The following is a 13,067-nucleotide window of genomic DNA, read 5'->3' on the forward strand; positions in this document are numbered from 1 at the left end:
AACTCCGCCGAATGTAGCCAAACGCACGGCACGCCGAATTAGTTCCGGGATTGGCAGAGGATTAGAGTCCAGAACAGATCGGTTCAGGTTCCCGGCGGTGGGCCGGAGCGTAGCCACCTGGGCATTCGCCCCTCCACTCAGCCGGAATGGGACCAACAACCGGGTCCATCAACGACGTTGGAGGCACCGCACTCTATGACCACGCTAGAAGCTCCGGCTCCCGCTCAGCCGAAGCGGAAGACGCTGTACCGAGGCGACCCCGGAATGTGGTCCTGGGCGCTGCACCGGATCACCGGTGTCACCATCTTCTTCTTCCTCTTCGTGCACGTCTTGGACACCGCGCTGGTTCGCGTCCATCCCGATACCTACAACCGGGCGATCGAGACCTACAAGAACCCGATCGTCGCGCTGATGGAGATGGGCCTGGTCGTCTGCGTACTGTTCCACGCGCTCAACGGCGTTCGCGTGATCCTGGTCGACTTCTGGTCGAAGGGGCCGCGCTACCAGCGCCAAATGCTGTGGATCGTGCTCGCCATCTGGTTCGTTGTCGCCGCCGCGGGCGTCGGACGCCAGTTCTTCTACCTGTTCACGGAGCACTGATATGACCGCACCCGTCCTCGGTAAGTCCTACGACCGCCCCGCGAGCCTGGACCTGCCCCGCGCGCCGCGGGCCCGCGCCAACAACAACTTCGAGAAGTACGCCTGGCTGTTCATGCGCTTCTCCGGCCTGCTGCTGATCGTGCTGGTCTTCGGCCATATGACGATCATGCTGATGCTCGACGGCGGCGTGAAGCGGCTCAACTTCGGCTTCGTCGCGGGCCGCTGGGCCAGCCCGTTCTGGCAGCTCTGGGACCTCACCATGCTGTGGCTGGCCCAGTTGCACGGCGGCAACGGTCTACGCACCGTGATCGCGGACTACTCGCGCAAGGACTCGACCCGGTTCTGGCTGAACACCCTGCTGGCCGTCTCGATGATCCTGATCATGGCCGTCGGCACCTACGTCATCTTCACCTTCGACCCCAACATCAGTTAGGAACAGGCCACCTCGCATGAGTGAATCCCGACCCGTTCAGCAGCATCGCTACGACGTCGTGATCGTCGGCGCCGGTGGCGCGGGCATGCGCGCGGCGATCGAAGCTGGTCCGCGTGTCCGGACGGCGGTCCTGACCAAGCTGTACCCGACCCGCAGCCACACCGGCGCGGCGCAGGGTGGTATGTGCGCCGCACTGGCCAATGTCGAAGAGGACAACTGGGAGTGGCACACCTTCGACACCGTCAAGGGTGGTGACTACCTGGTCGACCAGGACGCCGCGGAGATCATGGCCAAGGAGGCCATCGACGCGGTGATGGACCTCGAGAAGATGGGTCTGCCGTTCAACCGGACCCCCGAGGGCAAGATCGACCAGCGCCGCTTCGGCGGCCACACCCGCGACCACGGCAAGGCCCCCGTGCGCCGCGCATGTTATGCCGCCGACCGCACCGGCCACATGATCCTGCAGACGCTGTACCAGAACTGCGTCAAGCACGACGTGGAGTTCTTCAACGAGTTCTACGTGCTCGACCTGGTCATGACCGATACCGACCGCGGCCAGGTCGCGACCGGCGTCGTCGCCTACGAGCTGGCCACCGGCGATATCCACGTCTTCCACGCGAAGTCGATCGTCTTCGCCACCGGCGGTTCCGGCCGGATGTACAAGACCACCTCCAACGCGCACACGCTGACCGGCGACGGTATGGCGATCGTGTTCCGCAAGGGACTTCCGTTGGAGGACATGGAATTCCACCAGTTCCATCCGACAGGTCTGGCCGGGCTCGGCATCCTCATCTCGGAGGCCGTCCGCGGTGAGGGCGGCATCCTGCGCAACGCCAGCGGTGAGCGCTTCATGGAGCGCTACGCCCCCACCATCAAGGACCTCGCGCCGCGCGATATCGTCGCCCGCTCGATGGTGCTCGAGGTGCTGGAGGGTCGCGGCGCCGGGCCGAACAAGGATTACGTCTACATCGACGTCACCCACCTCGGCGAGGACGTGCTCGAGGAGAAACTGCCCGACATCACCGAATTCGCCCGCACCTACCTGGGTGTCGACCCGGTGAAGGAACTGGTTCCGGTCATGCCGACCTGTCACTACGTGATGGGCGGCATCCCGACCAGGATCCGCGGCGAGGTGCTGCGCAACAACACCGATGTGGTGCCCGGCCTGTACGCGGCGGGCGAATGCGCATGCGTCTCGGTGCACGGCTCGAACCGCCTCGGCACCAACTCGCTGCTCGACATCAACGTGTTCGGTCGTCGCTCCGGCATCGCCGCCGCCGAATATGCCCAGCGCACCGAATTCGTCGACATGCCGGAGAACCCGGCCGCGATGGTGCAGGCCTGGCTGGCGCAGCTGCTGAGCGATCACGGCAACGAGCGGGTCGCCGATATCCGCACCGAACTGCAGTACACGATGGATATGAACGCCGCCGTGTTCCGCACCGAGGACACCCTCAAGCAGGCGCTCACCGACATCCACGCGCTCAAGGAGCGCTACGCCCGAATCACGGTGCAGGACAAGGGCAAGCGATACAACAGCGATCTGCTGGAGGCGGTCGAGCTCGGCTTCCTGCTCGAGCTGGCCGAGGTCACCGTTGTCGGTGCGCTCAACCGCAAGGAGTCGCGCGGCGGCCACGCCCGCGAGGATTACCCGGACCGCGACGACGTCAACTTCATGCGGCACACCATGGCATACAAGCAGGGTGCGGATCTGATCGCCGATATCCGCCTCGACTTCAAACCGGTGGTGCAGACCCGCTACGAGCCGATGGAGCGTAAGTACTGATGACTGCCGTAGCCGAACCGACGACGCAGGCTCCCGCACCGGTCCCCGAGGGCTCGGTGATGATCACCGTGAAGGTGGCCCGGTTCAATCCGGAGGACGACAAGGGCGCGCACTGGGAGTCGTTCCAGGTGCCGGTCCTGCCGACCGACCGCTTCCTGAACGTGCTCATCTACATCAAGTCCTACCTGGACGGCACGCTCACCTTCCGCCGGTCGTGCGCGCACGGCGTGTGCGGTTCGGATGCCATGCGGATCAACGGTGTGAACCGGTTGGCCTGCAAGGTGCTGATGAAGGACATGCTGCCCAAGGACGGTAAGTCGCTGACCGTCACCGTCGAGCCGATCCGCGGCCTGCCCGTGGAGAAGGATCTCGTGGTGAATATGGAGCCGTTCTTCGACGCGTTCCGCGCGGTGAAGCCGTACCTGATCACCTCGGGCAACGAGCCGACCCGCGAACGCATCCAGAGCCAGGCCGACCGGCACCGCTTCGATGACACCACCAAGTGCATCCTGTGTGCCTGCTGCACCACCTCCTGCCCCGTGTACTGGAGCGACGGCAGCTACTTCGGCCCCGCCGCCATCGTCAACGCGCACCGCTTCATCTTCGACAGCCGCGACGAGGGCGCCCGCGAACGCCTCGACATCCTCAACGACGTCGAAGGCGTCTGGCGCTGCCGCACCACCTTCAACTGCACCGACGCCTGCCCCCGCGGCATCGAGGTAACGAAGGCCATCCAAGAAGTCAAGCGCGCCCTCCTCTTCGCCCGCTGACCCCACCCACCCGAAGGCCGCCTGCGTCGAAAGACGAAGGCGGCCTTCGTCTTTCGAGGCCGACCCTGGGGTCACGGGTGTAGTGGTAGGCCTTTGACTACTTTGTCGATGGCGTTGCGTGGGCCGTGTAGGGCGAAGCCGGCGAGGCGGAGGTCGTCGGGGGTGAGGGCGCGTACGGCGGTGCGGTTGTCCTCGTCGTTGAAGGTGCCGAAGAGGTCCTCGGGGTAGATCGACATCGGGAGTTCTCGGCTCAGTGCGCGCTGGTAGGCGGCGTCGATGTTCGCTGGGTCGGCGGCGTAGACCAGTACGGGGTCGGTGAACATCGGCAGATACTTCACGCCGGAGCCGTCCTGGTACGCCTCGCCGGTGGATGGGCAGCCCACCGCGATGCCGCTCGCCAGGAACGCGGTCACGTTGAGTCGCTGCCAGGTGGCGAGATCGTCCCGGAGCACAACGGCAATCTTGGTCTTGCTCATGGGTCGATCATTGCCCCGGGGCGGGTCCGGATATTGAACGCTGGTGCGGAGTCACCCGGCCTGTGTGGACATTTCGCTTACCGGCGAAGACGATTCGATCGATTCCCGTCCGAATTTGTCCGCCCAGGCCGGATCCGCGGTCGCGATGCGGGCATACTGACCACGTGGTTTCGGTCCCGCTCGCCCGGCATCTGTTGAAGGCCAAGGATCTCGCCGACGCGCGATATGCCGAGCCGCTGGGTGTGGCGGATATGGCGCGCGCCGCCGGACTGTCGCGGGCGCATTTCAGCCGCGAGTTCCGGCGGGCGTTCGGAGAGTCGCCACACGGCTACCTGTTGACCCGCAGGCTCGAACGAGCCGCCGCGCTGCTGCGGACCACCGACCGTTCGGTGGCCGAAATCTGTTTCCTGGTGGGCTGGCAGAGCGTCGGATCCTTCACCACCAGCTTCACCAGAACCTACGGGCGCTCACCGACGGCGTACCGGGCGGCATTTCCCCCGGCGGCGGATTACGCGCGTATCCCGGCTTGCATGGTGCGGTTCTTCGGCAGACCGCAACGCAGCACGTTTCGAGAAGACTCGACGGCTACCGAAGGTTAGTGTTCCCCCGAACATAAGAGCGAGGAGGACACCATGAAGATCAGCAGCGTGCAACTGTGGGTGCACGATCAGGACGCGGCGCGCGCGTTCTACACCGAGCAGGTCGGCTTGGAACTGCGCAGCGATATCAGCATGCCGGAGATGGGCGGCTTCCGGTGGCTCTCGGTGGGTCCCGCCGGTCAACCCGACGTGGAGATCGTGTTGATGGCCATCCCCGGTGAGCCGGTCATGGATGCCGGGACTCAGGCCGAGGTGCGCAACCTCATGTCGAAAGGCTTTGCCGGAACGGTGTTTCTGACCACCGACGACGTGCAGGCCGATTACGAGGCGATGTCGGCGCGCGGCGTCGAGTTCGTCGAAAAGCCGGAGCAGCGGCCGTACGGTATCGACTGCTCGTTCCGCGACCCGTCCGGTAATAATCTGCGGCTGGCCCAGCTGGCCGCCCAATAGGGCGGAACGAGAAGGCCGCCTTCGCTGAAAAGCGAAGGCGGGTTTCATCAGCCGTAGTACCGCCGCTTGAGTTCTCCCACCTTGGCTCGGAGATCCCGGAGCAGTTCCGTGGCCGCTTCGGAGAAATTCGCACTCAGCTGACCTCCGGATATTTCACGCATGGTGCCGGGCTCGACGCGAACCGAGAAATCCGCCATACCTGTCGAGGAGATCCTGATCCGCCCGTCGCGGGATGCACCGCTGACCTCGACTTCGGCCCGGTCGGCGAAGAAGTTGAAATCCCGCGAATCTACCGCATCGATGATCAGATCCGTCTCCTCCTCGACCACCCTTCGATACCGCCGCTGCCACTCGATCCATAACAGCCGCGCAATATCGGCCAGCGCCCACTCCAATCTGTTTTCATCGGCGAACGCGTGAGCACCCTCCCCGAACAACAGCGTGATATCTGTACGATGACTCAATTCCGCTTCGAGATCCCACTCCGGCGCACATACACGTATCCGGATATCGTCGAGCTTTTCGGCCAAACCCGCCACAGCCCTGCCCCCGTCTCTAGTCCTTGGTACCCATGCCACGGTCACCGATAAGGTCGCTATCGCTCATATCGGCCAGTGCGGGGCGGGCGGAGACAAGTTTGTCGGCGTTTCCGTGCAGGGCCTCACTCAGCTTCCGCACGTGCTCGACAATGTCATTCTCGACCTCCTTGATGTGGTCGTCGAGATCCTTGACCGCCTGCTTCAACGAGCTGACTATGGCGGCGACCGAGGCTCCGGATATATCTGCGTCCTTAGCTGCCTTGATGGCATTACCCACGGTCGCGGCCGCTCCGATCGCGGCAGCCGGCCCGGTAGCGCCCGCGGTCGCGATGGTAATGCCTGCCGAACCGACCGTGCCGACCGCGGACAGCACGGTGAACGTGAACCCCGCCCTGTTCGAGCTCCAGCAGTCATTGGCGTTGTCCAATATATGAATCGTGTTTTCCGCGATAGCATCGATATTTTTTCGTGCTTCCTCCCACATCGCCCGATGTGCCTGGAGGACGCCGCGCAGAATGGACAGGGCCGTGAATTGGTTCCCAGCTATCGTCTGGAAGGTGTCGAGAAATTCGCGCTTGAAAGCCATCGCAGCATGGCCGGTCCAGCCATCCAGATAACCGGCATCGGTTGTCATATGGTTCAGCTTTGTGTCCACGAAGTCGACGTCATCGCTGAGTTTGGTGATGTGGGCGGACTGGATCATCACCTTCTTCATGGCTTCCTTGAGATCATTTATCGGCAAATCGTACATCGCCGGATTCGGCAATCTGGAGTACGGTTCCAGCAATGGGTCGACGAAATCGAACATCCGCCGGAATACGTCGAAGGGAGGCGGGACGTACACCGCGCCGTTCTTCGCCTGATTTTCCCGGTCCTCGCGCGCCGCCAGCTGCGCACCCTTCTCTCTGATTTCCTTCGCATGTTGCATGAGCTGGTCGAAACTCATCGCCCACCGCCGGGTATCGATCCTTCGCGCATATGGCGATTCATCTCGTCGGCCGCTTCTTGGTCGGTAGCCGCGAAATACTGCACCGCCTTGTCCAGCGCCTTGGCCGTCGCACTCAGATTATCCACGGTCGTTCTCAGGAAATCCACCACCGTATCGTGCAGGCCGAGGTAGGCGTCGTGTACCGGACCATACGTATCACCACTGATTTCCATCGGACGCCACATCGCCCCCGGCACATCGGCACGGACACTATCGCACTTGATGATAGCGTCGACATATAAACCCATCACTGTCGGAAAATCTGTCTTCGCCACAATCTCCAGCGCGTAGAGATCGGCGCCGAATTTTTTATTGTCATGAACCATGTTCCCCATCTTTCAATCGTCATCCGCTCTCATACCGGCCGAAATCATGCCTCCTGAAATGCCTGCTCGTCCTCGATCGCGCGAACAATCGTCGCTATCTCGGTATTGATCATGTTGGTGAGTGCTCGGGCATCGACCGGCTGCGCGGCCGGCGGATTCGCCGGGACGATCGCATAACGCCCGTCGTCGAGCAGATCCCGCCAGAAGAGCACTCGAATCGTCCGGCCGCGGGGGCCGAAACGCGAAATATCCTGACGGATCTCGATTCGACCGATGGTCGAGGCCGGTACGCGCAGAAAATTCCGACTACGTTCCTCGGTATCGTCGAATGTGTCGCGCCAGCGCGACACTTCGAAGGAGTGATCCATGCCGTCGTCGCCTCCTGGCAAAGTGACCCAGCCCTGTCGGCCGGGCGGCACATTCGGCAATGCACCGACCACCGTCGCGGCCAGATCGAGCGCGTGGCATCCGGTCACCAGGAATCCACCGCTGTGATCGACGGTTCGCCCCGGTAACTGAGTTACCAGATACCCCCGATCCCCGCGTCGCGCGGCCAGCATCCGAATGCTGCCCTCGGGATCACGCCGATCACGGCCGTCCAGTGCACGCACGAGTACGGTGAGGTCCGGACGCGCGATATCCTGCAGCATCAGCTCGCGCGCACCATCCGCGATGGAATCCAATCGCGCACGCGCCGAGCGCAATTCGTACTCGTACCGCGCACCGCTCGGAATATCGGTGACGTGGGTGAACGGCTGCGGCAAGATATCCTCCCGCAGCGGCGCCCACACCGCGACGAATTCCAGATCGGTGAAACTCCAGCGCTGATTCATATATCCAGCACCGGCCTTCCGACGATCATCGGATCCCCTATCGCGTCATCCAGGTTCTCGCGCGATTTCAAGGCCGGCGAGGTCTGGTGTTTCTCGTCGCTTTGCGCGCCGCGCGCGGGCGCACCCGACATACCCGGTGCACCCGGCGCGCCTGCCACCGGCGCAGGCGCGGTGGCGCGGGCCGGGGAACCGTCGCGGCCCGTCGGTAGACCCGCGCGCGGAAACATCTTGCTCGCCTGCGGCTGGGTCAATTCCTTCGGCAACGCCGGGCCGAACGGGCTGCCGCCGAGTTTGGGCAACCCTGATTTGGGCAGCCCGGCCGATTTGTTCGTCGGCATGGGCGGCTTCTCCTTGTCGACCTCCGAAGGCGGTGTCGAGCTCATCGCGGGCTCCAGCGAGCGCTGCGCCGCCGCCTGTTGCGCGGCCGAGAACAGCTGCGGCAAACCCTGCGATACCGACGACATACCGTCGAGTCCGGACTGGCCCGAATGCCGCGGATCGTCGGGCTGCGGATCGTCAGGTTGCGGATCGTCCTCGCCCTGCCCCTGCGGCTGGTCCTGGTCCGGCTCGTCCTCCGAATCATGCTGTGGCTGATCGGTTTCCGGCTGCGGCAAGGTGATATCCCCGGAAAGGTCGAGTGGGCCGCGCGACAACAGATCGTCCAGACCCGAGCGCAGCCCGTCCCGGATGATGGAGTTCCTGCCGCCGACATCACCGAGCCGCCCCTTGATCTCTTGGGCGGGCAGCCCACTGAAGGAGGCTTCCGGACGGGGAAAGACCGGAACATATTCGGCGGTCATCGCCAGATTGGCGAGATACCGCTCCGCGAACCTCTGCTGATATTCGGGAAGTTTATCCGCGACCGTATTACCGCTTGCCCCGTCGTAATCCTCCAATACGCTTTGATCATGCGGATTCTCCGGCTCCACCGGCATGCCCGCATGCGTCCACGCCAGATACTGTCTCGTCAGATCCGCGTTCTCGGCCATCAGATTCATGGCCGCACGCAGCGGCTTCGTACTCGTGACATATTTCTGGATGGCCGAGGCGGCAACCTCTTTCGCATCGCCCTCCCAGTCCGCGGCGTGTGTGATCGCCTTGTCGCCGAGATCGGCGAACGCCATATCCAGGTCTTCGCCGAGGCGATTACAGCGGTACGCCCAGTCCGCCATCCCCGCCACGACCATGTTGTATTCGATGTGCACGCGCAATTCGTGCAGAGTTCGCCAGGACTGGGCCGGCGGTTCCGGATGAATCGGAACGGTTTCGCGATCCGCGAGCACCCGCAGTTCCTTGGACATTTCCGAGGGAGCGCATCCGTTCGGTTCGGAATGGTCCGGTATGACATCGTCGTACGGCCGGACCCGGATCGGCGCCTGCGGCACCGTGATCTCGTCGAGTTTGCCCTGATAGTCCGTGCCTGTGAGCCCGGCGGCGGATACCGAGCCGGCATTGTCCAGATCGACGCGGTCGTACGCCTTACCTGCCGCGATCATCGTGTCGACCAGGTCCTGCAGTATCCCGAGATGCGTGTCCATAATGTCGTCGAGTGCGGCGGCCCGGTCTGTGAAGACATTGCTCAGTTCGGTCCCCGAAGGCAAATTGGACAGCGGCTTCTTCTTGGCCAGCGCTCTCGCATCCAATTGCAGCGAACGCACATGTCCAATGGTCGCGGCGGCGGCATCGGCTATTCCATAGGCGACATCAGGGCGAAACTCGAGCTGACGCCGCGAGGCCTTTTCTTTCAATACCGGCCACGGGTTGACATCCGGCTGCGGGTCCGAATTTTCGGTGACCATAAGCTACCCCCATCGACCAGTCACATACATATCATCGCCCGATTGCCCCGAGGACCCCCGCACATCGAGCGATGAATTAGCGCACAAGACGCACCCGCCCCGAATACAATTGAACAAGACTCTCCCCGTTTTCGAACGCCACTCCAACGTTCACGCCAGCCACTGCCACACCGCGAGTAGGCCGCCGTTCGCAAAGACTACATCAGCCGCGCACCGCCGGAAAGCCCGAGCACATCGCCGTGCGCGAATAGTCAATACATCAGCGCGAACAGTCAATTCAGCAATTGAGCGCCCTGCTGAATATGTTCGCCTTACCGGAATGCCAATATATTTTGGGGCACGCAATAACTAGATGATGCATCAACCGTTTATCGGCGACTTATCAGGAACACGGCGGCCGCGGCTCATGGATATCCATCCGATCTCCAGGTAGCGACCCGAATGCAGCAGTATCGCCCAGGTTCACCAGCACGCCGGAGATCGCGGCACAGAAGACATCGGCTGCCAACTGCACCGTGCCCATATCTCGAACGCGGGCGCTCACCGTGCCGTGCTCGGCGAATCCACCTCGCGACCACGACTTTTTGCCCGGCGGCCGACATTCATGATGGTGATCAGCACGCCGACGGCGAAGAGGGTTGCGGCGAACAGGCGTATGGCACCGTCACTCGCCTGGTGTCCGAAGGCCAATCCCAGTAGCGCGGTGGACAGGATCGAGCCTATATAGCGAAAACTCTGGAACACCCCACTGACCGTGCCGGTTTGCTCGGTGGCGGTGTGCTGGTACAGCACGGCTTGTAGTCCGAGAGTGTTGGGATTGTTGTGGATGCCTGCCAGCACGCTGTAGATCGCCACCAGCACCAGCGACGTCCCGGTTTGGACAGTGAACAGCAGCGCACCACCGACGGCGAGTACGACCGAGGCCGTGCACAGGGTCGCGGCGGGACCGCGGCGATGAATCCAGTACGCGGCCAACGGTGTCAGCGCCGCACTGCAGACCGCCATCGGCACCAGGACCAGCCCAGTGGTGGCGGGATCGGTGCCGCGCGCGACCTGCAACCAGGTCGGCACCGCGAACAGCATGCCGTAGTACGCGACGTTGGCCAGCGCATACTGTGCGAACACACCGAGGAGCACCAGTTGGCGGACCATGAGCCTGATATCCAGGAACGGTTCGCGAGTTCGCCTCTCCCACAACAGGAAACCCGCCATAAGTGGGACGGCCGCGGCCAGCGCGATCCAGGACGCCGGGCTGCCGAGGCCGAGCAGGAATACCAGCATCGCCACCAGAGTGGCGGTGTAGAGCCCCGCGCCCGGGACATCCACCCGCGCGATCTCCCGCGAATGCGGCGGATCCGGGGGCAGCAGTCGCCCGGCGAGCGCCACCGCGAGCAGCGCGACCGGAATATTGGCGAAAAAGATTGCCTGCCAACCCATCCAGGACACGAGCAGTCCGCCGACGTAGGGTCCGACGGCGGCCGAGAGCGTATTGGCGGTCGTGACCGCGCCCATCGCCTGTGCGGGAGCTCGGGTCAGCTGCCTGCGGATGATCGTCATTCCGGTGGGGAATGCCACCGAACTGCCCAGCGCTTGCCCGACCCGCAGGACGATCAGCCAGCCCAGCGACGGCGCGAACGGGGCGAGGGCGCAGCTGATCGCGACCGCCAGCAGACCCGAGCGCAAGACCCGCCGCGCACCGAAGACCTCCGCGAGCTTGCCCATGAGCGTCTGCCCGACGGCGCCCGCCACGAAGAAGCTAGTGACCAGCAGCGAGACCTCGGCGACGGAAACACCGAAGTAGGTGTGCATCGGAGCCAGCGCGACGGCGACCATGGTGGCGTCGAGCGGGTTGAGAATCGTGCCGAGGACGATGACCGCCACAACCGGACCGGCACGCGGCGTCGTAGCGGGTATCGTCATCCGGCACTGCCGAGTCGGGCTCCCCTGGTCATCCGCACCCCGGCCTGCGTCACGACATCGATTGTCGCCGAATACAGTTGCGGTAGGGCAGGTCGACACGGGCGCGGCATGTACCCCGACGCGTCAGGCGATGGTCTCGGCAAGCGCGGTGGCGGGCACGGCCCGGCTCGCGGGCCGCCGGGCGGCCAGCGCGCTCAGGACGCCGAGTGCGGCGATGACCGCGAGCCCGGTTTCCAGGAAGCGCGCCGAACGCAGCGGGGACGGATCGCCGAGGTTCACCAGCACGCCGGAGATCGCGGCGCCGAAGGTGTTGGCGATGAGTTGGACAGTGCCGATGGCCGCGGCCGCCTGCTGTCCCTCGGCCGGGTCCGGGCTGGCGCCCATTACCGCAGTGGCCAAATGCGGCCAGGCCAAACCGATTCCGGCCCCCGCGACCATCATGCAGACGATCCAAACGATGATCATCGCGATGCCGCCACTGCGGATCTGGAAGATCGCGGTGAGGAAGAGCCCGGTGGACAGGACAACGGGGCCGATGATCCGCAGCCGTTCGGTGGCGCGGTGCCCGGTCGCGTTGACGCTGAAGATCTGCGCCACCGTCCAGCCCAGCGAGGCCGCGGCGCCGATGAAGCCCGCGACCAGCGGTGCCATCCCGCCGAGTTCCTGCGCGAACAGCGGAATGAAGTTCTCCAGGCTGATCCCGATCGCGACGCCGATCATCGTCAGATAGATCCAGCGCAGCGGCGATTCACGGTCGAAGGTCAGTCGCGGCAGCACCGAGACCGCCGCCCGGCGCTCGTGTGCGAGGAATCCGGCGATCACGGCCAGTGCGCCCGCGATGGCAAGCTCCGTCCATCCGCCACGCAACACACTGCCGATGCTGAGCAGAGCCGCGGCGGCGGTCAACAGCGCCAGGGAGGCGACCGGAATCCGGTGCGCGTGTCCGCTGGGTTCGCTGCCGCGCAACGCGAACGGGACGACGGACCCGATCGCGACGCACAGCACCGCCAGCGCCACGAAAGCCAAACGCCACACGCCCAATTGGGCGAAGACGCCGCCGAGCGCCGGACCGACGAAGGTGCCGACGCCCCACATCGCCGACACCAACGCCGCCGCCCTGGCCCGCAACCGCTGCGGATACGCGATGTGGATCACCGAATAGCCCAGCCCCATCAGCAGGCCGCCGCCGAACCCCTGCACGGTGCGCCCGACCAGCAAGACCGCCATCACCGGACTCGCCGCGCAGATCACGGTGCCGACCGAGAACAGACCGAAGCCGGTGAGATACGCGCCGATCGGCCCGCGCACCGCGAGCATTTTGCCGACCAAGGTGGACGACAGGATCGATGCCACTACGAAAACCGTTGTGGCCCAGGCGAGGTAACGCGCACCGCCGATATCCTGAATGGCGGTGGGCAGTAGGCTCGCGGTCACATAGCTGCTGATCGCGTACAGTGCGGTGCCACCGGCCAGCACGATGGCAGCACCGATTCGGCCATCCGTGACCAGGTCACGCCACCCGGCGGCGGGTTCCGTAGAAGTCATGGG

Annotated in this window: 14 protein-coding genes; 6 read left to right on the plus strand and 8 right to left on the minus strand. The window is 64.2% G+C overall.

Features of this window, described 5'->3' with window-relative positions; all coding sequences use genetic code 11:
• The first annotated feature begins 195 nt into the window (after positions 1 to 195).
• From sdhC to LGY53_RS36315, 4 genes are read left to right on the plus strand one after another with little or no spacing between them, the layout of a single operon-like run.
• Positions 196 to 600: a succinate dehydrogenase, cytochrome b556 subunit gene (sdhC, locus tag LGY53_RS36300; protein ID WP_167472340.1), complete on the plus strand. Its 405-nt coding sequence runs from the start codon at positions 196 to 198 to the stop codon at positions 598 to 600.
• A 1-nt stretch (position 601) separates the two neighbouring features.
• Complete coding sequence (locus LGY53_RS36305; protein WP_225731229.1) at positions 602 to 1,033, plus strand: succinate dehydrogenase hydrophobic membrane anchor subunit; 432 nt, start codon at positions 602 to 604, stop codon at positions 1,031 to 1,033.
• 16 nt (positions 1,034 to 1,049) lie between these two features.
• Positions 1,050 to 2,819: a succinate dehydrogenase flavoprotein subunit gene (sdhA, locus tag LGY53_RS36310; protein ID WP_225731230.1), complete on the plus strand. Its 1,770-nt coding sequence runs from the start codon at positions 1,050 to 1,052 to the stop codon at positions 2,817 to 2,819.
• Positions 2,819 to 3,589, plus strand: a complete 771-nt coding sequence (locus LGY53_RS36315) for a succinate dehydrogenase iron-sulfur subunit (protein WP_167472337.1) — start codon at positions 2,819 to 2,821, stop codon at positions 3,587 to 3,589. The genes sdhA and LGY53_RS36315 overlap by 1 nt, the downstream gene beginning before the upstream one ends.
• Before the next feature lie 71 nt (positions 3,590 to 3,660).
• Here the strand turns inward: LGY53_RS36315 and LGY53_RS36320 are convergent, their stop codons facing one another.
• Complete coding sequence (locus LGY53_RS36320) at positions 3,661 to 4,065, minus strand: DUF2000 domain-containing protein (RefSeq protein WP_225731231.1); 405 nt, start codon at positions 4,063 to 4,065, stop codon at positions 3,661 to 3,663.
• Between the two features lie 164 nt (positions 4,066 to 4,229).
• Here LGY53_RS36320 and LGY53_RS36325 point away from each other — a divergent pair, with 164 nt between their 5' ends.
• Both LGY53_RS36325 and LGY53_RS36330 read left to right on the plus strand, forming a co-directional pair.
• Positions 4,230 to 4,664, plus strand: a complete 435-nt coding sequence (locus tag LGY53_RS36325; RefSeq protein WP_225731232.1) for a helix-turn-helix domain-containing protein — start codon at positions 4,230 to 4,232, stop codon at positions 4,662 to 4,664.
• Positions 4,665 to 4,697: 33 nt separating this feature from the next.
• Positions 4,698 to 5,114 carry a VOC family protein gene (locus tag LGY53_RS36330; protein ID WP_225731233.1) on the plus strand — a complete coding sequence of 139 codons (417 nt, stop codon included), beginning with the start codon at positions 4,698 to 4,700 and terminating at the stop codon, positions 5,112 to 5,114.
• Between the two features lie 47 nt (positions 5,115 to 5,161).
• Here the strand turns inward: LGY53_RS36330 and LGY53_RS36335 are convergent, their stop codons facing one another.
• The 7 genes from LGY53_RS36335 to LGY53_RS36365 all read right to left on the minus strand — a co-directional run bounded on the left by LGY53_RS36335 (position 5,162) and on the right by LGY53_RS36365 (position 13,064).
• Positions 5,162 to 5,578: a hypothetical protein gene (locus LGY53_RS36335; RefSeq protein WP_225731234.1), complete on the minus strand. Its 417-nt coding sequence runs from the start codon at positions 5,576 to 5,578 to the stop codon at positions 5,162 to 5,164.
• Between the two features lie 91 nt (positions 5,579 to 5,669).
• Positions 5,670 to 6,599, minus strand: coding sequence for a hypothetical protein (locus LGY53_RS36340; RefSeq protein WP_225731235.1), 930 nt, complete (start codon positions 6,597 to 6,599; stop codon positions 5,670 to 5,672).
• Complete coding sequence (locus LGY53_RS36345) at positions 6,596 to 6,976, minus strand: hypothetical protein (protein ID WP_225731236.1); 381 nt, start codon at positions 6,974 to 6,976, stop codon at positions 6,596 to 6,598. The genes LGY53_RS36340 and LGY53_RS36345 overlap by 4 nt, the downstream gene beginning before the upstream one ends.
• A gap of 35 nt (positions 6,977 to 7,011) precedes the next feature.
• The gene (locus tag LGY53_RS36350; RefSeq protein WP_225731237.1) at positions 7,012 to 7,800 is read right to left on the minus strand and encodes an ESX secretion-associated protein EspG; all 789 of its coding nucleotides are present in this window, start codon (positions 7,798 to 7,800) and stop codon (positions 7,012 to 7,014) included.
• Positions 7,797 to 9,599 (minus strand): hypothetical protein, encoded by a 1,803-nt coding sequence (locus tag LGY53_RS36355; RefSeq protein ID WP_225731238.1) that lies wholly within the window; start codon positions 9,597 to 9,599, stop codon positions 7,797 to 7,799. The genes LGY53_RS36350 and LGY53_RS36355 overlap by 4 nt, the downstream gene beginning before the upstream one ends.
• Before the next feature lie 540 nt (positions 9,600 to 10,139).
• Positions 10,140 to 11,519 carry an MFS transporter gene (locus tag LGY53_RS36360; protein WP_225731239.1) on the minus strand — a complete coding sequence of 460 codons (1,380 nt, stop codon included), beginning with the start codon at positions 11,517 to 11,519 and terminating at the stop codon, positions 10,140 to 10,142.
• Positions 11,520 to 11,642: 123 nt separating this feature from the next.
• Positions 11,643 to 13,064, minus strand: coding sequence for an MFS transporter (locus LGY53_RS36365; protein ID WP_225731240.1), 1,422 nt, complete (start codon positions 13,062 to 13,064; stop codon positions 11,643 to 11,645).
• Positions 13,065 to 13,067: the final 3 nt, after the last annotated feature.

The sequence above is a fragment of the Nocardia sp. JCM 34519.1 genome (assembly GCF_020361265.1).
In the GTDB taxonomy this organism is placed as follows: domain Bacteria; phylum Actinomycetota; class Actinomycetes; order Mycobacteriales; family Mycobacteriaceae; genus Nocardia; species Nocardia arthritidis_A.